Source organism: Pseudochelatococcus sp. G4_1912, from assembly GCF_047501465.1.
Classification (GTDB): Bacteria; Pseudomonadota; Alphaproteobacteria; order Rhizobiales; family Beijerinckiaceae; genus Pseudochelatococcus.
Genome location: NZ_JAZDRL010000002.1, coordinates 629,475 through 652,547, shown reverse-complemented (window position 1 = coordinate 652,547; position 23,073 = coordinate 629,475). Strand labels below are relative to the sequence as shown.

Sequence of the window (23,073 nt, the reverse complement as noted above, 5' to 3'; positions counted from 1 at the left end):
CATTCAACATATTTATCGTCAATTGCTGATATTGAAAACTAGACGCTTTAAGAGCCGAAACAGCAGCGCGCCTTACACTCACCAGCGGCCACTTCTATCAAAAGCGCGAAAAGTCGGCAGCTCGGCGATCCGGGAGATCGTGAAGGGCATAATCGGCCATGTTAGTGCGATTATCGCAGAAAATAACGCTGTTCTCATTTGGCTCGAATATGGCTCAAAATGCCCTCAAATGAGTCGCGATTTTCGCCCTTTTTAGGGGCAGAAAGCGTGACAAAAATGTCGCAAAAACCGCATTGTGAAGGAGAAAGTGGGAATCGAATTGAGGGCATCGTAGCGGGCATCGGGCACTATGGCTCATAAAATCATTTTATAGATCATTATGTTAGATAAAATTATAGGAGGACACCCCCTCCGCCACTTCAGTCCGCCTCTGGGCACGCCAATCGCCGCCGATTGCCGCACTTGGCCAGCAATAAGCGTCCTTAACAGCTCGGTCTTCGATCCCATGATACGAATTGCGTCGTCGGCAACCTCGACGCGCTGCGCCAAGGCGCGCAGGTGATCCCGCCGATAGCCGCCCTCGCTGCTCCGGATGCGCTCGCGTGCGCGGCGTGCAAACCCCGCGATCATTGCCGGGCTTAAAGCGCCATCACCGGGGTTATCAAGCAAGGCTTGCGCCCGGTCTGCATCAACCCGCGCCTGATCGCGAATGACCTTGAGACCGGCGATCCGCTCCTTGAGCGCCGGGTCATCCAGATCAGCGACACCGGCCTCGATGGCGTCATAGAGCCGCTTGAGTCGAGATTCTGATTCGGTCGCCTGCCGCTGCAAAGAGGCGATGTGTTCGCGGCGGCGCTCGGCCTGCTCCGACCGGCGGCCGAGGACGCTGCCAAGCAGGTCTTCCAGACGGCCGGGATCGAGCAAGCGCTCCTCGATATGGCTGGCGACCATCCTGTCGAGCTTGTCCATCGGTATCGCGCGACCCTTGCAGCCGGTTTCGCCCTGCCGGGCCTTGATCGAGCAGGCATAATAGCGATAGCGGCCGCTCTTGCCGGTGCGGATGGTCATAGCTCCCCCGCAATTGCCGCAATAGCAGATGCCGGTCAGCAGGGTCGGCCCGATCACCACGCGCGCGGGTAGTTCTGTCTTCGGGTTGCGAGCCTGTAAAAGAGACTGAACGGCGTCGAAGGTCTCCCGCTCGATGATGGCGGGCACCGGGACGATGACGATCTCGCCGGGCGCGCGTGGGTCGTTGTGCTTGCTGCGCTTTCCCCATTCATGTTCACCGATATAGGTGCGGCGAGTGAGGACGCGATGGACCTGGCCGATGCCCCAGCGACCGCCATCGCGGGTGAAGATGCCCTTGGCGTTCAGATGCTTGACGATGGCCTTGACGCCCATCTGGCCGCTGTCGCCCTGACCTTCCAGAGCAAGCCGATAGATCAGACGGATGGTGTCGGCGTGCAACGGGTCGATTTCCAGCTTCTTCTTGGTCTTGGCCCCGCGCTGTTCGGCGGCGGCGATCCGGTAGCCGATCGGCGGCAACGAACCGTTCCAGAAGCCTTGCCGGGCATTCTCCTTAAGGGCACGCGTGACGTGCTTGCCGTTTTCCTTCGACTGGTACTCGTCGAACAACGACATGATCCGCCGCATCATGTCGTGGATCGGATCGTCCCCCAGCTCCTGCGTGATGGAAATGAGCCGGACATCGTTCTTGGCGAGCTTGCGATAGTAATATTCCATGTCGAAAGCATCACGGAAGAAGCGGGAGAAGCTGTGGACCAGAACCACGTCAAAAGGCGTGGGCTTCGACGTGCCTGGACTTCCCCTTTGAAAGTGGATGGCTTCTGTTAGATAAAACTGACAGGAGATTTAGAATTGAATCAGCGAGAATTTACAGAAGAGTTCAAGCGCGAAGCTGTTCGGATTTTAACGACGAGCGGTCGCGGGGTTTCGTCGGTTGCGGCTGATCTTGGGATTGGGAAATCGACACTGGGTCGTTGGCGGCAGATTTTCGAGGAGCAGGATCTTCTTGCCGGCCCGCACGAGGATGTGACCAAGGAGCTTGCCCGTCTTCGCAAGGAGAATGAACTTCTACGACAGGAGCGCGATTTGTTGAAAAAAGCGACGGCCTTCTTCGCACGGGAGACAAATCGATGAGGTTCGCTTTTATCGATACGGAGAAGGCCCACATGTCTCTGTCGCGGTTGTGCGCCTTTGCGGGCGTGAGCTTAAGCGGTTACCATGCCTGGAAGCGGCGGGCTCCCAGTCGCCGCCAGTTCGAGGACATGATCGTGCTGGCGCATATCCGCAATCAATTTTGCCTGTCACGTGAAACCTATGGCAGCCCTCGCATGCATGCCGAATTATGCGAGGACGGCATCCATGTTGGTCGGCATCGGGTCGCACGGTTGATGCGGGACAATGGCCTGAAGGCGCGGCAGAGGACACGGTTCAAGCGAACCACCGACAGCAATCATGGGGAGCCTGTCGCTCCCAATCTGCTGGATCAGGACTTCACTTGTGATGGACCAGATCAGAAATGGGGTGTCGATATCAGTTACATATGGACCGCAGAAGGTTGGCTGTATCTGGCAATTGTTATCGATCTTTTCTCTCGTCGTATTATCGGCTGGGACGCCCGCGACCGGATGAAGAAGGACCTTGCCATCAGCGCCTTGCAGAAAGCCATTGCAATCCGCAATCCTGGACCCGGTCTCATCCAGCATTCGGACAGAGGAAGCCAATATGCCAGCTATGACTACCGTAGGCTTCTCAAAGCGCATGATATGCTTCCATCCATGAGCGGAAAAGGAAACTGCTATGACAATGCAATGGTAGAAACTGTCTTTAAAACGATCAAATCTGAACTGATCTGGAGAACCGTGTTCCAGACCAGAAATGACGCAATCAAAGCCATTGGAGAATATATTGATGGCTTCTATAATCCTGTGCGCAGACATTCTGCACTCGGGTATAAATCGCCGATCCAATTCGAGGCGATGAACAAAAACTTAGAGACAGAAGCTCTCCACTAAATAAGGGAAAGTCCATTGCCGTATTATCTGGTACAATTGCCTGATACCGGCGCATGATGGGATAGCTTCAATAAACCCAGGCAAAACGGATTGTGGAACCGTATCATTGCAGTGCAACTTTTCTTCTCAACAGCAGTCAGATCATGTTAGACACATCTCATGAGTGCGATATCATCTGATTATCCCGTTTATAATCCGCCATTAGAGCCGTATATTTCGATAGTTCATCGTGATGCGGACATTCTGGTACTGGATAAACCCAGCGGGATATTGTCTGTACCCGGACGCCATCCTGCCTTGTCAGATAGCCTGGCCTCACGCGTACAAGAGACATTTCCGCAAGCTTTGATGATCCATCGCCTGGATAAAGATACCTCCGGCGTGGTGCTCATGTCATTGAACCGTAAGGCACATGCTAGCATTGCTGCCCAATTTGAGGCCCGCACCACTAAAAAAGCCTATATTGCCAAGGTCTGGGGCCGGATGAAAGATGATGAAGGTCTGATCGATTTGCCACTAGGTATCGACACAGACAACAAGCCACGCCATCGGGTAGATCACGAAAAGGGCAAGCCTGCCCAAACACGCTGGCAGGTGTTGGCGTATGAAGAAAATGCTACCAGATTGCGCCTTTTTCCGCTGACGGGGCGCACACACCAATTACGGGTCCATATGAAGGCACTGGACCATGTGATCCTCGGTGATGAATTCTATGCAGATGGCGCCGCGCTCATTGCTGCAAATCGATTGCTTCTGCATGCGGAAGAGCTGGCATTTAAACATCCGGATGGACGCGACGTAAAATTTACCGTTCCTTGCCCGTTTTGAGAATGACGATGGCGCAGAAAGAAAAGACATCAGAACTGATTGTTGATTTTGTCGGTGGCGCAATCGGCCACAGATTTCGCTCTGGTGAGGGACGGGGACAAGCGCTGGCCAAGGCAGCAGGGCTAACGCGTGGTGTTACACCAAATATCGTGGATGCAACTGCAGGTCTCGGACGTGATGCTTTCATGCTGGCATCACTAGGCGCAAACGTAACGTTGATTGAGCGCTCCGAGAAAATGCATGAGCTCCTCAAGGCAGGTCTCGCACGCGCAACTGCTGAGGGCGGGCTATATGCTGAAACTGTAGCGCGGATGACCTTGCTGCATGGCGACTCTTGCATCCTTTTGCCGGAACTGAAGCCACAAGTGGTTCTGGTCGATCCCATGCACCCACCAAGAAAAAATACTGCCCTTGTCAAAATAGAAATGCGCCAGATCCGTGATATTGTCGGCTCTGATCCAGACGCAGAAAAACTAATGCAAATAGCATTGGAAAGCGCACAAAATCGGGTAGTTCTAAAATGGCCACAGCGCGCCGAAGCCATGCCGGGGCTTCGTAAGCCTTCTCATCAAATCCTGGGAAAAAGCACTCGATACGACGTTTTTGTGAAAGCTAAAATCGTATAAAGCACTGATGCGTTAATTTTATTGAAGCCTTGAGAACTATCTACTGAGGGTTGCGCATTGCTGTTTCGGTAGCCCGAAATTGAGGAGTGTTCGCATTCCCTGAAACATAAATGGAAGTTCTATTTGGATATGTCACTATATTTTCTGAGCGTCCTTTTCGTCTAATTCCATAATTTTTTGACCCCGATAAAGCAGCTGATTGCTCTTCGACAAAATGGATACGGAAGTGGCGAAACGCGCTGATATGAAGCGCATTATATTTACCTGTATAGCCAATGCTATCAGGCGCCAGCATCTCACCCGGCCCCATTCCTTACGCCTTTAGCCGGTATTTTTGTGTAGTTTGTCTTCTTCTTGTTTTTGCAGCTTGCGTTTGTTTGATCATCACATTGCACGCAAGCTGCTCCAGCATAAACGGGACCGTCCTAGAAGTTGACGGTCATATATCCCTTGACGCCGTGGTCCTGGGCGTTTTTGGCCATTTGCCCGCTGTAGGAAACCCCAAGGCGCGTTGTCGTGCCGATCCCGATGTCGCCACCCAACCCAAGAACCAGCGCATTCTGCGCTAGCGGCGTTCCGATAATCGAGAAAGCACCCGTCTGCGCCGACACGAACGCAGCACGCGGCCTGATGTCTCCAAAAGCATAGCGCCAGCCAAGCGTGCCGTGCACCCGGCCCTCTACGCCACCAACTTCAACCGTATGCGATAAACGCACACCAGCCGTCGAAAAACCCGTATTCGCATCCGACGTATGCCCATGAAGCCCCGTGCCTAAACCAAGGTCACGCTCTCCAATCCCATCCCCTCGATACGCAACATACGCAAGGTTGACAAACGGCTCAGCCGTGACGGACTGCACACCAAACGTGTAGCTCGCCTCCCCATAAACCTGCAATGTCCGCGCGTCATATTGCGAATATTGACCATCACGCAGCCCAAGCGACGCAACATTCAACTGACGCGATACATCAATGCTATGCCACGTATGCCCAACCCCAAACTGCACACCAAGCGCACCAAAACGTCCGCCGCCGTAAATCGCAGCGTGGTAGTTGTCGACATCAGACTGGCTCAGAAGAGCATTGTTCCTGATCTCGCTCGTGCCGTAGCCGCCCGCAAAACCAAGCCGCCAGTTGTCGCCAACCGCACCATCACCACCAAGCACAAAACCGGCAGTCGACAGATCAAGCCGCGACCCCTGCCCCAACTGGCCCGCATTGCCCCAGCTGCCATAACCCTGGCCCCAAAGCCCGATATCCGCACCAGAGCCGGACAGACGGCGATCCGCCTGCGCAACAGAACCCTTGCCATCCAGCGAAACACGGGTGCGCGTGTTGAGCGCATCCCGCAGATGACGGCTTTCATCAATCAGCACACCCTGCGTTGCTGCATGGATCTGACCCGAGACCTGATCAAACGCCAGACGCACATCAAAGGCCTGATCGTTCGAGGCTGAAGCAATCGCATTATACAACCGGCTGACAGCACTGTGCCCATCAACCCCCGTCGCATCAAGCGCACGCCCAACCGCAAACTGGTTAACCGTCCACGCAACATCCGTAAACGAGCGGGTGCGCTCAAGATAGAACTGGCCCACGTTGCCAACCGCCTCGGCCTTGAACTGCGAGAACAACCGGCTGCGGCCAACTTCAAGCACCTGCACTGCATCAGGCGTTGCAAAACTCACGCCGTTGTCCGCCGTCACAAAAACATACCGATTGCCGAAGGTGTAGCCGCGCCCATCCATCAGAGACAGCGTGACCGGTGCCCCGTCACTGGCGCGCGAAAAGATCGCACGGCCATCATACGTGCCGCCAAAACCCGCTGATACAGCAATCAGATCCCCAGGCTCAAACGCAATCGTACCACCGTTCTGGACATAGGAGCCAAGCCGGATCGTCCCCGGCGAATTCCCCGGCTGGAACGTGCCGCCATTCACCGTCAGCGATGCGATGTTCACCTTATTCGCCGGCAACGCATTGGCCTGCCCTTCAAGCACACCGTTGGCATTCACCGTCACCGCACCCGCCTGGCCGTTGACGCGCAGCAAACCGCTATCGGCAACAAACGTAGCCTGGGAGAAGTCGCCCGTGATGTTCAGCGTGCCCTCAGTGAGCGTGCCCGTGCCCTTGTATTCGTTGCTCTGCGCTGACAACGTCAGGCTACCGTCACCCGTCTTCCGGAAGTTGCTGCCAGCCAGGGGAATGGCCACATCCGCAGAAGCAGCGGAAGCCACCCTGAACGTGATGCTGTCCGACCCATCAAGCGGCGCAAGCGAGAACACCGCCGGCGCAACAGGATTGCCGTAATCGTTGAAGACATAGCCCGGACCAGTAACGGTCAGGCCGCCCAGCAGAATGCGACCTTCAACCGGGATGGCAGGGCGGCCCGTGGCCGTGCCCTCAAACGTCGCCTTGTCGTGGATCCACGGCGTGCCATCCACAAAGGTGTGCGAGACACCGCTCCACAGGCGCGGATTGGGGTTCGTGTCATAGTTGAACACATGCTCCGTTCCGCCTGGCTGCTGCGATTTGGACTTGAGCACCAGATAACCGTATTCAACCGGACCAAACGTAAAATCAGACCCCGCATAGGCCGCCTTCACGCTATCCGCCACAACGATCTCACCTGAGCGGTTGGTGTACGAGAACACGTAGAAAGATGCATCCTGATCGCCCACAGAGAAGCCGGTTGGCAAGGCAACATCCGTGATCGCGCCGCCAAGCACCGCCGTTGTGCCCTTGAAAGCAGGCGCTGACGTGGCCGAAGAGCCAGTGGGCACCGTCAAACCGACTGAGGCCGTGGAGGCAAGCGTCAGCGTATCGATACCAAACGTGCTGCCGATGCTGCCAAGCAGATTGCCCGCCACCTGGGCCGTGGCAACAGCGCCCTGCCCCGCCAACGTGCCGCCCGGGCCAACATTCAGCACCCCGCCAAGTTGGCCATTCACAATCATCGAACCGCCGGAAAGCGTTGAGGTGCCGCCGAAGCTGGCGCTGTTCGCCGTCAACGTCGTGGTGCCGGCAAGGTGCTTGATGCCCGAAAGAGACGTGCCACCAGAAAGCGCGGTGTTAAACGTATTCGCACCTGTATAATTGAACACCAGGCTGCCCGCACCGTCACCAAAAGCAATCGTGCCGGCATCAAGCTGGCCCGCAGCTGCAGCCGCGCTGGCTGCATCGGCGCCAATATTGAGCGTGCCGGAAGAGCCGGCACCAACCGCCATGAGGACGCCACCACTGGGGACCGACACAACGCCGTCATTCGCCACCGTCACCGCACCAGCCCCGTTCTGGCCGATCGTGATCGTGTTGAGAAGCAACGCCGCGCCTGCACCAGACACGCTCACAAGCCCGTTGGCACCAACACCCTGCCCCACAACAGCCTGAGAATTGGCAACCGCAACACCAGCGCCGATTTGCAGCTCGCCGCCCTCAACCGTGATATCGCTGAAAGGCGCGCCAAGCGTGCTGCCGGCAAGCGGACGCAGAACACCCGCCTCCACAACCGTGCCGCCGGAATAGGTGTTGACCCCGGCAAGCTCCAGCGTACCGCCACCCACCTTGCGCAGTACATTGGTGCCAGAGCCATTTTTGAGCGCGGATTCAACCAGCGCCGTAATGCCGCTGCCAACATTGATACTGCCGGCAGAACCTGATGCGGGCGCAATCGCAAGCTGGTCACCGGTCACAACATAGCCATCGACATTGAACTGCAGCGTATCGAACGATTGTTCGCCATCAACCGTAACGGTGCCTGCCATGCCAGCGAAAACGGCTACAGTACCAGCACCCATCCAGCTGCCATTGATCTCGGCCTGGCCCGGCTGGCCGGTCCAGTTGGTGGTGCCGGTTTGCCACAAGGCCGAGCCGCCATCAACAATGCCATTCCCGAAGATATCCTCGCCATCCCAGAACTGCAGGTTCTGGCCAGCCCCCAGCACAACCAGATTGATCTGGTTGGGGATGCCCATCTGCAGTTCAGAAACATCGACGACAAACCCGCCTGTGCCTGTAATGCTTTTGCCGCCGAAGGAGCCGCCCTCGAGATTGCCGTATTCAAACAGCCGATAGTAGCCGCCGGACCCCACCGTTACATTCAGATCGCCGCCGAGGGTCAGGTTGCCTGTCACCCTCACAAGGTCGTTCTGGGCACCACCCACGATACCGGGCGCATTCAGCTCAAACACAGAGGTCGAGCTGCCCATCAGTTCGAGATTGCCATCGATGGTGAGTGTGCCCGGGCTGTTACCGGCAGAAAGCGTGCCATCAACTCTGACATTGCCGACAACCTCGCCCGAACCGCCCAGCGTGCCATTGCTGTCAACATAGATATTGCCAGCGAGCTTATCGGTACTGGCATTCCCGACAAGCAGCTTGCCGCCAGAAATCTCGATATCACCTTCAAACCCGGAGCTATCACCCTTCAGCAGCGTGGTGCCCGAGAGCTGCTTGAGCGTCGCCGTCCCCATCCCGCCGGACATCGACGCCGTAAAAATCGCCGGCGAAGAATCCAGCGCAGAGTGGTTAAAGATGAGCTCTGCATCACCAAGACCAAAGTTCAGCACCCCGGCAGAGAACGTACCTGCCCCCTTGCTGCCATCAAGCTCATCGCCAATAATGAGCTTGCCGCTCGAACCAACTGCAGACGCAACAGAAACATTGCCCACAACGCTGGCAAAACCACCAGCCGTAAGCCGAAGCGTACCACCGCCACTATCACCAACCGTAACACTGCTGGAAGCAACCAGCTTCGACCCCGCGCCCTCAACATTGATGGCCCCGGAAACAAGGCCTGCGACGGCGACCTGGACATCATTCGTGACGCTAACCTCACCGCCATTCGTGATCGCGAGCGTACCGCTGCCGTTCTTGCCGACTGAAAGGCCATCTGAAAGGGCCCATTTTGAGCCCGCACCATCAACAACAGCCGTACCATTCGAGCCATCGCCATCACCGAGAACGCCATTACCGCTTCCCAGCGTTCCGCCAGCGTTGACACGCAACTCACCGCCAGAAACAAGAACCTCGCCCGTAAAGCCCGCGCCCTTTCCTGTCAGATTGGTCGTGCCGGACAGATGGCGAATGACGGACCCAGGAGAAGCCCCCGAAATTGCAGCACCGAACGTGGTCGCACCGGAATGGTTGAAAACAAGCGCACCCGTGCCATCACCAAACGCAACACTGGCCGTATCAAGCACACCCGCAACACCAGCAGGACCAAGCTCATCACCACCAATATTGAGCGTACCGATTGAACTGGAATTCGCAGCAATCGTCACCCCAGAAGCCCGCACAAGGCCACCATCCGTAATCGACAGAATGCCAGCGCCAGAAGAGCCAACACGCAGGTTGCTGGAATTGACCCAACTGGAACCAGAACCAGAAACCGTCACTGTACCCTCGGAGCCAGCAATGTTGCCAATGACACCCCCTGTATTTGTGACCTTACCGCCATCCGTGATCGACAGACTGCCCTTCCCCAAATGGCCAACAAACAAGGCGCCGGAATTGACCCAGCTGGACCCCACCCCATCAACAGTCACTGTACTATCTGAGCCGGCAACGAAGCCAATAACGCCCGTTATATTTGTTACCTTACCGCCATCCGTGATCGACAGATTACCCTTGCCACCATTGCCAACACTCAGCTGACTAGAACTCTCCCAGCTGGAACCAGAACCAGCAACCGTCACTGTACCGTCGGAGCCAGCAGCGGCGCCAATCACGCCCGTTGTATTTGTGACCTTACCGCCATCCGTGATCGACAGGCTGCCTTTACCAGAAGAGCCAACAGACAAGGCGCCGGAATTCTCCCAGCTGGAACCAGCCCCATCAACCGTCACTGTACCCTCGGAGCCAGAACCGGAGCCAATATAGCCCGTTGTATTTGTGACCTTACCACCATCCGTGATCGACAGACTGCCCTTCCCAAAATAGCTAACATACAGCATGCTGGAATTGACCCAGCTGGAGCCAGAACCAGCAACCGTCACTGTACCCTCGGAGCCGACAACAAAGCCAATATAGCCAAATGTATTTGTAACCTTACCGCCATCCGTGATCGACAGAATGCCCTTCCCAGAAGCGCCAACAGTCAGCTGGCCAGAATTCTCCCAGCTGGAGCCAGAACCAGAAACCGTCACTGTACCGTCGGAGCCAACAATGTCGCCAATGTAGCCCCCTGTATTTGTAACCTTACCGCCATCTGTGATCGACAGATTGCCCTTGCCAGAAGAGCCAACAGACAAGGTGTCGGAATTGACCCAGCTGGAGCCAGAACCAGCAACCGTCACTGTACTGTCGGAGCCGGCAGCGGAGCCAATGGCACCCCATGTATTTGTAACCTTACCACCATCCGTAATCGACAGACTGCCCTTGCCAGAATCGCCAACACGCAGGCCGCCGGAACTCTCCCAACTGGAGCCGGCCCCATCAACCGTCACTGTACCCTCGGAGCCGACAGCAAAGCCAATATTGCCCGTTGTATTTGTAACCTTACCGCCATCCGTGATCGACAGAATGCCCTTGCCGCCCCCACCAACATACAGGCTGAGAGAACTCTCCCAGCTGGAGCCAGAACCAGCAACCGTCACTGTACCCTCGGAGCCAGAACCGGAGCCAATGACACCCCCTGTATTTGTGACCTTACCGCCATCCGTGATCGACAGACTGCCCTTGCCTGAACTGCCAACAGTCAGACCACCTACGACCTCCCACGGAGATGTCTTGGTGCCCCCACCGGTACCGATAACCGTTTCATCGGCTCCATCAATGACAACCTGCGCCAGAACAGCAGATGGCCTAACGATACAAGACAGCGACAACAGCGACACGCCTGTCAGCAACATATAGCGCGCAATCCGTGATGGCTTCGAAACGGTCATATCGCTCTTCCAGTCTCTTTAAAGCTTATAACATGCACTTTAATGCGCCCCGAAAATCAGCGCGGTATTATATTTATCAATCCATCCAGTTGCATCAAGAACAAATATCAATCTTAACGTATCTCTTCCCAGAAAAATCATGCGCCACAAATAATATTGCACACCATCAGAAAAATATTAAATAAATTAACATCCTATTAACCTTTTTATGCCATATATTAAGCTTTGCTGAGCTAAGTATGAGTGCTTTCATTATTCAAACCGCAGCGATGCCTTTGGGGAAACTTGCCCAGGCTTTAAAGCAGTTAAAAATGAGATAAACGAAGCAATTAAGGCATATGGCCTGCATGGAAATGCGCGCTTCTCACTGGCATATTCGAGAAATTACCTCTGCTCTCTAGCCAGACAGTCATTACACTTTATCTTAAAAATAATGTAAGCTGTTATTGAAAATGGGGACCATGTCTCAATTTCATCAAGCGTACCCACAAGCCCGGCATGTTCTGTGCCTGCACACAAAACAGCTTGAATATTGCCCTATACGGTGGGCACACAGGGAAATTTTATTCAGCGTCTGGCGTTGGATGTCGATGTCGTCATATCTGCGATTGCATGACAATCAAGGAAATCAGCGCTCAAGCCTTTCTGTGCATCACTAGCTATCGTTACAGATGATGTTACACACCTTAAATTACCGGACTTTCCGATCTGTATACTACCATCAGCGCTGTCTTCATCTGATGAATCCGGCGACGAAAACTGGAAAGGATCAATCATGACATACCTTTCCTTTTCAGTATTAAACAATAACTGCGAACTCGTTTTCTCAAGCTCTCGCGCATGTGCAATTGCATCTATCTGGTCATTAGGATTACTTGGCAATCCACCGCCTCCAGCACCATCATTATCCGACGGTCTGGCGACAATTTCCAGCACTCCACCTGATGTCAATTCAAGGTTGTAATTGCCTCCTGCCTGCAGGTTACCAAGTGTAATAAAACGTGTTCCAGGCGCATCTGCACCCTCGAATGAAAGTTCTCCCGCGAGCAAGGATGCATTATCGCCGCCCTTCCAGCCCGAAATCGTAAATGCAATCTGATAATCTGATTGTCCTACCGTTCTCACTTGTCCCGGCATCGGATTAACCGTCAACTGGGCCTGAGTGATTATACCAGTTGTGCTGAATTCAGACGCAGTCAGGATGTAATTATGCGCAGCGGTACCACTCAGGAGATAACGCCCTGTAACTGTATTCGCTTCTGCGACATTGGCACTGTTATATCGGGTGTCTATGAGCTCCAGTCCAACCCTGCCAATATCAGCGGCTACAACACCGTTTAATGTACCGTCGCTCAATTTCTGCGCAAAGGCCGTGCCATCATAGATACGCTGGCTTGTTACCTGCCCCGGAGTGGCGATCATCAGCGATTTTGCAGTAATCGCCGCCTTTGTCTGGAAAGCTGCATCCGCCAGAATATAGTTACCTGCAGCAGCACCACTTATACTATAAATCCCATTAACGTGAATATGAGTACCAGCATTAGCGCTGGCATAAGCTGCATTCAGCGAAACCGTGATGTCATCAGATCCAACAACACCTGATAGTATCGCGCCATGATTGGTTACAAAGATATCCGTCGTCCCATCATATACACGGCTGGACTGTACAACACCGCCAGACACCGTAAGTGTCGCCGGTGTAATGGCAAAGGCCTGGCCCAGTATAATATTCATGGTGTAGTTGCCACCGGCTGACAACGTTCCCTGGTTAATCGCATAGCTACCGACATTATTACCTGCAACACGATCCAGTGCGCCTGTCATAATTGAAATGGTATCACCATTCACAAGACCAGAGACCGCATAAGACAACGTTGGATCTGCTGTACCATAGACCTTCGATTGTCCGCTATCCGTTGTAATCGTCAAGACTGCTGGTGTAATGGCGAAGGTCGGGCCGGGCACAAGATTGATGGTGTAGTTGCCGCCGGCTGAAAGCGTCCCCTGATTAATCCCATAGATACCGACATTATTGCCTGCAACACGATCCAGTGCGCCTGTCATAACTGAAGCAGTATCACCATTCACAAAACCAGAGGCCGCATAAGACAATGTTGGATCTGCCCCACCATAGACCTTCGATTGCCCGCTATCCGCTGTAATCGTCAAGGTCGCAGGTGTAATGGCAAAGGTCTGGCCGGGCACAAAAGTGATGGTGTAGTTGCCGCCGGCTGAAAGCGTCCCCTGATTAATCGCATAGGTACCGACGTTATTGCCTGCAACACGATCCAGTGCGCCTGTTATAAGTGAATCCGTGTCACCATTCACAAGACCAGAGGCCGCATAAGACAACGTTGGATCTACCCCACCATAGACCTTCGATTGTCCGCTATCCGCTGTAATCGTCAAGGTCGCAGGTGTAATGGCAAAGGTCTGGCCGGGCACAAAAGTGATGGTGTAGTTGCCACCGGCTGACAGTGTGCCCTGATTAATCGCATAGGTGCCAACATTATTGCCTGCAACGCGATCCAGTGCGCCTGTCATAACTGAAGTGGTATCACCATTCACAAGACCAGAGGCCGCATAAGACAATGTTGGGTCTGCCCCACCATAGATCTTCGATTGTCCGCTATCCGCTGTAATCGTCAAAGCTGCTGGTGTAATGGCAAAGGTCTGGCCGGGCACAAAAGTGATGGTGTAGTTGCCACCGGCTGACAGTGTGCCCTGATTAATCGCATAGGTGCCAACATTATTGCCTGCAACGCGATCCAGTGCGCCTGTCATAACTGAAGTGGTATCACCATTCACAAGACCAGAGGCTGCATAAGACAATGTTGGATCTGCCCCACCATAGACCTTCGATTGTCCGCTATCTGCTGTAATCGTCAAGGCTGCCGGTGTAATAGCGAAAGTCTGGCCGGGCACAAGATTGATGGTGTAGTTACCACCGGCTGACAGTGTGCCCTGATTAATCGCATAGGTACCAACATCATTACCTGCAACGCGATCCAGCGCGCCCGTCATAACTGAATCCGTGTCACCATTCACAAGACCAGAGGCCGCATAAGACAACGTTGGATCTGCCCCACCATAGACCTTCGATTGTCCGCCATCTGCTGTAATCGTGAGTGTAGCCTTTGTAACGATCAGATCTAATGTGTAAATGTAGCGATATGTATCCTTTCCATCGCCACCACGGATCAGGCCTGTTACTTCATTCATATATGAACCAGCATTCAACCCGTTGACAGCTAATGACGGAGAGCTGCCAAATGTTGATTGGCTACCGTAAGAGGTATCGCCAGAGATATGCTTTCCTTGTCCATAAACAATGGAACCTGATGGACCTCCGCCAACCCATGTGACTGATGAGCTGCCATAAACAACTGTTGCATTGCTTGTAGCTTGAACGCGAAGAACCTTTGAAAGCGCGTAAAGTTCTGGCGAATAACCATCACCAGGTGGCGCCCAGATGTTATTGAAGTCCCATCCTGTTGCAACACCCATAAATTCGGCTGTGCTCTTGAACTGAGCCAGTGTCAGCCCCATCGTGCCAACATCAGAACCATAACCGATACCAGTAATGATGGCATCTTTATTCCAGAAGCTGGATGTAATTGTGCCATTATCGCGGTATCCTGCAAGGCCGCCAATATAGCTGCCCGTGCCTGTCACACTTCCCGTCGCATAAGTATTTGTAATGTCATTATTACTGAACCCTACGAGACCACCAATCTGATCTATGCCAACCACATTTCCGGTCGCGTAGGCGTTTTGAATATTAGCCTGACTATACCCTACCAGGCCACCAACATAATTACCTGTGCCCGTTACATTCCCCATCGCATAGGCGCTGCTTATGACGCCACCGTCGCCATACCCTACAAGGCCGCCGACCCGACTATTACCCAACACCGTACCTGTCGCATAGGCATTCGTAATGTTATTGTGACTGAACCCTACAAGACCACCAATCTGATCTATGCCCGTCACATTTCCTGTCGCATATGCATTTTGTATATTGGTCAGGCTGGACCCTACCAAACCGCCAACATAGTTACCTGTGCCCGTTACATCCCCTACTGCATTGACACCGTAAATGGCACCGCTGTTGCTGTATCCTATTAGACCACCAACGTGGTTGTTGCCGAACACCGTCCCTGTAATATAGATATTACTGATATTACTATTGATGCTATTCCCAACGAGAGTGCCGACAGAGTCCTTGCCACTCACACTGCTACCAACGAGACCTGCGTTTTTAATGGTTGATAAATCGGTATAACCGAACAATCCTGCACCATCCCGCAAGGGTCGATTGATTGTCAGACCACTGATTACATGGCCCTGGCCATCAAAGATGCCCTTAAAGCCATTGGAACTTGATCCTATTGGCACAAAACCATAGAGGTTGGCTGCAGACTTTGTTGTTGTCGTGCGCCATATACCAGCATCATTTGCCAGCGTCGCTGTCAGATCAATATCGTTGGCAAGGATATAGGTTTTACCGCTGCTGGTTGCGCCATCATGGCTCTTGATCAGCTGTAACTGGTTGGCATTACGGATGGTATAGGTACCTGCAATCCCATTGCCTGCCGCATCATAGGTCTTGCCAAACTCCTCCAAGTCCATCCGCAGGAAAGGACGGGTTTCGCCATCAACCATGTACCAGGTGTTGGTGAAATTCCACCCAGCGTAAATGGCCTGATTAAAAGCATTTTGAGTGCTGGTGCTGGAATAAATACCGACAGCGCCTGCATCCCCGCCAGAGGCCTGACCGGTTGTATCGATGTCCCAGAAGCTGGAAGAGATAGTACCTGCCGGCTTCGTCCCTACAAATCCTGAGCCTCCTGTTACCTTACCAGAGGCGTAAGCCCTGGTGATCGTGCTTGAGCTTTGCCCAGCAAGCCCACCAACAAATCCTGTACCTGTTACAGAGGCCGTCGTATAAACATCTGATATAGAAGTACCGCTAACCCCCACCAGACCACCAACATGCGTGCTTGAGCTGCTGACAGTTCCTGTCGTGTAAGACACGCTGATGCTACCACCACTAACATTACCTGCCAGACCACCTATAGCGCTACCCGTGCCTGCAACAGCGCCTGTTACAAAGGTCTTATTGATACTTGCGCTGCTACCATAACCTAACAGCCCTCCGACAGAAGTCTTTCCTGTTACTGATACATTTTCCAACCCAACACTTTTGAGCGTTGCGCTATTTACATATCCAAACAGTCCGACATTATCCTTGGACGGCCGATTGATGGTAAGCGCATTGATCACGTGGCCTTGGCCATTGAACGTGCCCTGGAAGGGGTCGGTGCTCGTGCCAATCGGCGCAAATCCGTAGAGGTTTGCCGCATCCTTCGTCGTTACCGTGCGCCAGTTTCCCCGATCGTAGGAAAGCGCTGCTGTCATGTCTATGTCATTGGCGAGGATATATGTCTTGCCGCTACTTGTTGCGCCTTCATGGCTCTTGATCAATTGCAACTGATTTGCAGTGCGGATAGTGTAAGTGCCAGCAATTACATTGCCTGCAGCATCATATGTCTTGGCAAGCTCGTCCAACTCCATGCGCAAGAAGGGACGGGTTTCGCCATCGACCATGTACCAATTGCCTGTGAAATTGAAACCGCTATAGTTAGCTTGAGTAAAGGCATTGGCCGTCGAAAGAGAATAAGCATTGTAAAAATTGTTGTATGAATTTCCTCCGAAGAGACTGCCAGTATTAGTCGTTCCGGTGACCTTCCCTGAGGCATATGCATAATAACTATTGGATGCCCCTCCCCAATATCCCACCAGACCCCCAACATATTTCGAACCTGTTACCGAGCCAGTTGCATAGACATTATTGGAGCTGGAGCTACCACTATAATTCCCAACCAGGCCGCCAACATAATCATTTCCCGTTACGTCGCCCGCAGCATAGGATGTTGCAATACCCCTATATCCCGCTTGGCCTAAAAGTCCCCCTACATAGTTCCACCCTTTTACGGAGCCCGATGCATAGGAATTCTTTATCGTTCCATCTGTAAAACCAACTAGCCCGCCAGCGTAGTCATTGCCTTCAACGGCTATGGTTGAAAATGAATTAGAGACATCTGAAGAATAGCCGGCCAGGCTTCCAGTGCGATTTCTTCCCCTAACTACTCCACCCACAAGGCCAATATTTTTAAGTTCCGTCCCTGACGATCCAATCATGCCAAACAGCCCAACATAGTCCTGGGATGGGCGATTAATGGTTAGACCTGCGATGATATGACCCTGACCATCGAATGAGCCAAAGAAAGAAGCTGACGAAACCCCAATCGGTAGAAACCCTTGACCTCCATACCAATTGGCTGTGCTCGTCGCATCAATATCAGCTACGAGTGCAAAGTGCTTGCTCCGCATAGAGGCCATGCCTTGAAGGCCATAAAGATCTGCGATCTTATATGAATTAGCGGCGTCTACACCGGTTCCGCTGGTTGCGCGCAGGAAGATGACCGTAGGCGAATACTTGCTATCATAAGCCAAATGAAACGCCTGAGCTGCAAACGCAGGGAGCGTTGCACTTTTCTGCACCCACGCGCCTGTCTCAAGGGAGAACGTGCCAACGTTGATCGTCCCACCCGCACCCGTCGTAATTGTCGGGGCTGCCTCCGTGCCGCTTGCTGCTTTCAGCGTCAGCCCACCATTCACCGCTGTAATCGCAGCGTTGATCGCGATGGTGTTCGCGGCATTCAGCGTCAATGTTGTTGCAGCATTCCACGTGATCGCTGCATTGACGATGATGTTACCAAGTTGCGCACCACCCGATCCCGTCGTCACAACCGTATTCGCACTCGCCAGCAGACCCGTCAGCGTATCAACACCCAGCGTGCTGTCGTTGGCCACGGGCGTGACGCTACCGCCGGAACCTGCCACGATCGTCAGATTATATGGATCAAGCAACAACGTTCCAGCGCCGGCCTGCCCCAGCAGATTCGCCGTGCCGTTAAACGCCAGCGTCGCCTTGCCCGAGACCTCCGCATCACCCCCCAGCCCTGTAACACTTGTCGCGCTCACATGCCCTGCGAAATCCGTATGCAGATCAGACCACAGAACGATCTTGCCGCCATTACCTTCGGATGCATCGGCAGTAATCACCGCACCCTTGGCAACCGTTAGCAGCTTGGCAGTGCTGACTTTCTCACTGACGTAATTCGCCGCCGTATTGGCTCCGCCCTGATAATCACCACCAATCAGCGCAATACCGCCTTTGGCCCCAGACACATCAACCCGTGCCGCATCGGTCAGTGTGATGTTATCGCCCGCGACAATAACCGTGCCACCATTGCCGTTAAGCTCATCAGGGCGAACGGGCGGCAGAAGACCGCTTGCATCAAGCGTGGCTGCAACCTTGATTGTTTTACCCGAAACACGAATATCACCGCCATTGCGGCTGCGGTTAGCTGCTGTTGCAACCTTGCGTGCCGAAACATGTTGAGTGACTTCAACCGTGCCTGTATCGCCTGCCGTCAGAAATACCCTGCCGCCCTGCTTTGAAGTGCCCGTGGCTGCAATAACGCCATGTTTATTGCCCGCCAGCGCATAAACGTTACCGCCATTGGCCCGCAGCTCCACTTCTGCAGCCTTGATATTGCCGGTGTTCTTGACGCTGGTGCCTGATCCACCCGCTTTGACGACAAACCGCCCACCATCAAGCGAACGATCCTGCACCAGCACCTCGGTGCCTGCCACCAGAGCGGCGGTGCCATTGGGGGCTTCGATATCGCCTTCATTCTCGACGGTTCGCCCCATCAGCACAACGCTGCCGCCTAATGCGCCAATGCGGCCTGCATTTCTGACAGCGGCACCGCTTGTGCCCTTGAAGGTATGCGCCTCACCACGGGCAGCCTTCTGGAACTCATCATCGGAAATATCGAGCGTTGAACCGATGAAAGAACCGCCGGTTTCAATACGCCCTGTTGGCCCAACCGCAATACCGGCGGGGTTGATCAGATAGACTGAGCCTGTCGCTGTGAGGGAGCCATCGATTTGAGAAGCGATATTGCCGCGCACACGATTGAGCGTAGAGCCCACGCCGTTATCGAAGTGCACGCTGTTTGGCTGGCCGATCGAAAACTGATCCCAGGAGATGATCGCGGTTGGTGATGCCTGTCTAACGGCAAGGCTGGAGCCATTTTGGGTGACATCGGCCTGTCCATTGACGATCTGCGCACCAGAAGGCAGGCCTTGCGCACAAGCAACCGCTGATGACATCAGAAGACTTACGCCAGCAACACTCGTAAGAAAAAGATTCTTTCTATTCCCGCCAATGTAAGACGACCTGACCAATAGAACAGCTCCTACAAGTAGCATAATAAGCGCACAGAAAGTTGCTTAATTTACATTTCGATCATAATTGAAGCCATAAAAATGTCAAAATCTATTGCGTGCTTAATCAGCATATCAGGCATGCAGATAGGAAATACTACTCGGACCCCGCATGGCCAAGAATCGTTAGCGCCACGCAATTTCGAGACGTCTTTAACAGGCTATTGCATACGATCCTGCACGCTGCCTGGTAGCTGAAATGGTTTTCTGCGCTATCTGATTGCAGGCTATCTTTACGAAGCATCTCAAATGCCTAAACAATGTCACGCAAAGACCTGCTTTGCGCGACACAAAATCCGGTAATTCTATAATTTGCAATTAAGCACTTACCGAGAAACAGCCCATCGTCTCCTAAACCGCAGACAACCGTTTCACGCGCTGGGCAATGTCTCGAACAGAGTCAGCCATTTGTTGCGTGTTAGAAGAAATATCTCGCGTAACTGCACTCTGCTCTTCTATCGCACCTGCAACTTGCGTAACATACTCATTCACATTACCTGCTGACGCTGATATATTTTTGATACTATCCGCAACAGAACTAGCGATATCTTGTACATATTGAATCTGCTTTGCAATATCTTCTGTCGCTTTGGTAGTCTGTGTTGCAAGATTCTTGACTTCAGAGGCAACAACGGCAAAGCCCTTACCGGCCGCCCCGGCGCGGGCAGCTTCAATTGTTGCATTCAATGCCAGCAAGTTCACCTGACCAGCAATATTATTGATCAACTCCGCAATCCGCCCCATGGATTGCACGCTGCCCGTCAAATGATCTGCAGCCGCACTTGATTGAGTCGCATCGTTAAGAATACCAGCTGTCGCCTCTTGGGACATTACCATATTCTGGCTGATTTCCTCAATTGAAACCGTTAATTCTTCAATTGCAGCGGCTACACTTTGAACGTTCTCTGTTGCCTCTTCAGCAATACTACCCGTTTGAATAACCTGCGTTACATCGGTCGCATATTTCACAACCTTGAAGGGCTTTCCACTCATATCGAAAATGGGATTGTAAGACGCCTGAATCCATATCTCCCGACCACCTTTTGCAATGCGCTTGTAAACACGCGCATCAAATTCACCCCGTCCCAGCTTCTGCCAGAAAAGTTGGTACTCTACGCTCTGCGCCTCCGAAGGATCAACAAACATGAGATGATGCTGGCCCCGCACTTCATCCAATGTATAGCCCAATGCATCAAGGAAATTCTCATTGGCCGTGATAATTGTGCCATCCAGCTGAAACTCAATCACTGCCTGCGATTTACTAATTGCTGAAAGCTGCCCGGCAAAATCTGCATTTTTCAATTTCTCGGCGGTAATATCAGATGCATATTTGACGACTTTGAATAGCTTTCCATTCATATCAAATATAGGGTTGTAAGAAGCTTGAATCCATACTTCCTTACCATCTTTACCAAAGCGCTGGAATTCTCCTGCAACAAACTCACCGCGATTAAGTTTCTGCCAGAACGCCTTGTATTCATGGCCCTGAGCATAATCTGAATCCGCAAATATACTGTGGTGTCGACCTTGAACTTCCTCAAGGCTATAACCCATGACCTGCAGAAAGTTTTCATTCGCCGTAATGATTAAACCATCCATATTAAATTGGATGACGGCTTGGGACTTTCCAATAGCACTGAATTGCCCCTCATAATCAGCATTTCGCAATTTCTGCTGCGTAATATCAGCAGCATACTTCACCACACGAAATACTTTTCCGTGTGTATCGAGAATTGGATTATAAGATGCCTCGATCCATACTTCCTTGTTACCCTTTCCCAAACGCTTGAATTGCCTGGCTTGAAATTCACCGCGACCAAGCTTTTCCCAGAACTCTCTATAATCAGGAGTCTGGGCATATTGTGGCTCAACAAATATACGATGATGCTGCCCTTTGATATCATTCAAGGAATAGCCCATTACATTGAGAAAATTATCATTCGCATCAATAATTATGCCGTCCGGCTGAAAGTAAATAATTGCCTGTGATCGGCTTAAAGCATTCAGCTCAGCTCTTTCTTGTGAAAATCTACTATTAAAGAACATACTATCCCCCATGGATGCTCTTAATGTAAGTGGTGTCTTAACCCTTATGAGTAGGGTAAAAACCCGACGCTCTCTCGTAGCTTAGCTTTAGCCTGATCCAGGGGAAGAACTTGCTCATGAAATAATCACACCGAACAATGAGCGCAAAAACCCAAGGATGAAAAACTAGATCTCAGTATGCTATTTAAACTCTTCATGGGATAGTGCGGCGTTCATTTAATAGGGCTTCACTCGTTTATTTAGTTAATCTTTTCTTTTTTTGATTTTGCATAAAATATATTTCGACTAACGTACAATAGCTGCATGACATTCCAGCACTATTATTATACCCAGCGCTGACTTGAAGCGAGTAAGTGCGTGTGCATAGCTGCATGTGCCGCAAGAGGATTACGGGCTTCGAGTGCAACCAGAATAGCTTCATGCTCCTCAAGAGCTGTTCGCCACGCATCACGATCTTCAAACCGGGCGCGCAGGCGCTCCGCTATCGGGCTATGACGCGCATCAAATAATTCCTCCACCATACGCACGATAACCGAATTCCCCACCTGCGCAGCAATTCTCAAATGGAAAAGACGATCTTGCTCCAGAGGCTTGCGACCGGCCGAAATTTCTGCGCGCATTTCATCCAGCGTCTGACGTAGTTGCGCCAATGTTTGCGCTGTCATCGCAGCAGCAGCCTGAATAATTACAGCCCCTTCAAGCATAGCACGCGCTTGCATAAGCTCTGTCGGACTGTCGCCGAGTGAGCGGGTTTGCTTGTTTTGAGAACTCTGGTCCTCCCGCTCTTCCGCATTGACATAAATGCCGGAACCCATACGAATTTCAATGCTGCCATCAATTTCCAGGGCAATCAGCGCCTCCCGCAATGAAGGCCGCGAGACTCCCAGTTGTTGCGCAAGATCACGCTCCGCCGGCAGGCGAGACCCTGGGGGGAATTGACCGCTTTGAATGAGCAAACGAATTTGGTCAGCTGTCTGCTGATATAGACGTCGCGTTTCAGGCACTTTGGTCTGACCAGCCATTCTCATGTCCTTTTATTCAAAATAGACCTTATGTAAACTTTATCCAAGATTCAACTTGGATTAATTAAATTTCATCTTCACATCAATATCTTATTTTTAATCCCTTGTTGGTGAGTGACAGCTATAAAAAGGGACCTTTAAGAAATTTTGATTAAACTGGCTTGACCAATTAATTTTGCGCTCTTAACAATATGCCAGAGCAAAATGCGGTTTGCGATCGACGTTGCTTTTCAATCAGGCGCAAGCTGCAAAAACGTAAGCGTGA

At 52.5% G+C, this 23,073-nt stretch carries 9 protein-coding genes; 3 read left to right on the top strand and 6 right to left on the bottom strand.

What is annotated here, in order from left to right:
- Positions 1-354 precede the first annotated feature (354 nt).
- Positions 355-1,791, bottom strand: a complete 1,437-nt coding sequence (locus VRZ32_RS10095) for a recombinase family protein (protein ID WP_414525604.1) — start codon at positions 1,789-1,791, stop codon at positions 355-357.
- A gap of 69 nt (positions 1,792-1,860) precedes the next feature.
- On the opposite strand from VRZ32_RS10095, the gene VRZ32_RS10090 reads away from it, so the two are divergent.
- The 3 genes from VRZ32_RS10090 (at position 1,861) to VRZ32_RS10080 (ending at position 4,492) form a co-directional block, all read left to right on the top strand.
- A protein-coding gene (locus VRZ32_RS10090; protein WP_414526193.1) for an IS3 family transposase occupies positions 1,861-3,038 on the top strand; the annotation gives its coding sequence in 2 pieces (ribosomal slippage) (positions 1,861-2,125 and positions 2,125-3,038; 1,179 coding nt in all).
- Positions 3,039-3,197: 159 nt separating this feature from the next.
- Positions 3,198-3,866 carry a pseudouridine synthase gene (locus tag VRZ32_RS10085; protein ID WP_414525603.1) on the top strand — a complete coding sequence of 223 codons (669 nt, stop codon included), beginning with the start codon at positions 3,198-3,200 and terminating at the stop codon, positions 3,864-3,866.
- Between the two features lie 8 nt (positions 3,867-3,874).
- On the top strand, positions 3,875-4,492 hold the full coding sequence (locus VRZ32_RS10080) for a class I SAM-dependent methyltransferase (RefSeq protein WP_414525602.1): 618 nt from the start codon (positions 3,875-3,877) through the stop codon (positions 4,490-4,492).
- A 40-nt stretch (positions 4,493-4,532) separates the two neighbouring features.
- Here VRZ32_RS10080 and VRZ32_RS10075 read toward each other — a convergent pair whose 3' ends face one another.
- From VRZ32_RS10075 to VRZ32_RS10055, 5 genes are all read right to left on the bottom strand, one after another.
- Entirely contained in the window at positions 4,533-4,802 is a 270-nt protein-coding gene (locus tag VRZ32_RS10075) for a hypothetical protein (RefSeq protein ID WP_414525601.1), read from the bottom strand.
- A gap of 115 nt (positions 4,803-4,917) precedes the next feature.
- Complete coding sequence (locus VRZ32_RS10070) at positions 4,918-11,379, bottom strand: autotransporter domain-containing protein (protein ID WP_414525600.1); 6,462 nt, start codon at positions 11,377-11,379, stop codon at positions 4,918-4,920.
- Positions 11,380-11,946: 567 nt separating this feature from the next.
- A complete protein-coding gene (locus VRZ32_RS10065; protein ID WP_414525599.1) occupies positions 11,947-19,626 on the bottom strand; it encodes a beta strand repeat-containing protein in 7,680 nt (2,559 codons plus the stop codon).
- Positions 19,627-20,091: 465 nt separating this feature from the next.
- Positions 20,092-21,798 (bottom strand): methyl-accepting chemotaxis protein, encoded by a 1,707-nt coding sequence (locus VRZ32_RS10060; protein WP_414525598.1) that lies wholly within the window; start codon positions 21,796-21,798, stop codon positions 20,092-20,094.
- 311 nt (positions 21,799-22,109) lie between these two features.
- The gene (locus VRZ32_RS10055) at positions 22,110-22,808 is read right to left on the bottom strand and encodes a FadR/GntR family transcriptional regulator (protein WP_414525597.1); all 699 of its coding nucleotides are present in this window, start codon (positions 22,806-22,808) and stop codon (positions 22,110-22,112) included.
- Positions 22,809-23,073 lie beyond the last annotated feature (265 nt).

Coding starts and splice junctions, on each gene's coding strand:
- VRZ32_RS10085 (WP_414525603.1), top strand. CDS start 3,198: ATGAGTGCGATATCATCTGATTATCCCGTTTATAATCCGCCATTAGAG.
- VRZ32_RS10080 (WP_414525602.1), top strand. CDS start 3,875: ATGGCGCAGAAAGAAAAGACATCAGAACTGATTGTTGATTTTGTCGGT.
- VRZ32_RS10075 (WP_414525601.1), bottom strand. CDS start 4,802: ATGGGGCCGGGTGAGATGCTGGCGCCTGATAGCATTGGCTATACAGGT.
- VRZ32_RS10070 (WP_414525600.1), bottom strand. CDS start 11,379: ATGACCGTTTCGAAGCCATCACGGATTGCGCGCTATATGTTGCTGACA.
- VRZ32_RS10065 (WP_414525599.1), bottom strand. CDS start 19,626: ATGTCATCAGCGGTTGCTTGTGCGCAAGGCCTGCCTTCTGGTGCGCAG.
- VRZ32_RS10060 (WP_414525598.1), bottom strand. CDS start 21,798: ATGGGGGATAGTATGTTCTTTAATAGTAGATTTTCACAAGAAAGAGCT.
- VRZ32_RS10055 (WP_414525597.1), bottom strand. CDS start 22,808: ATGGCTGGTCAGACCAAAGTGCCTGAAACGCGACGTCTATATCAGCAG.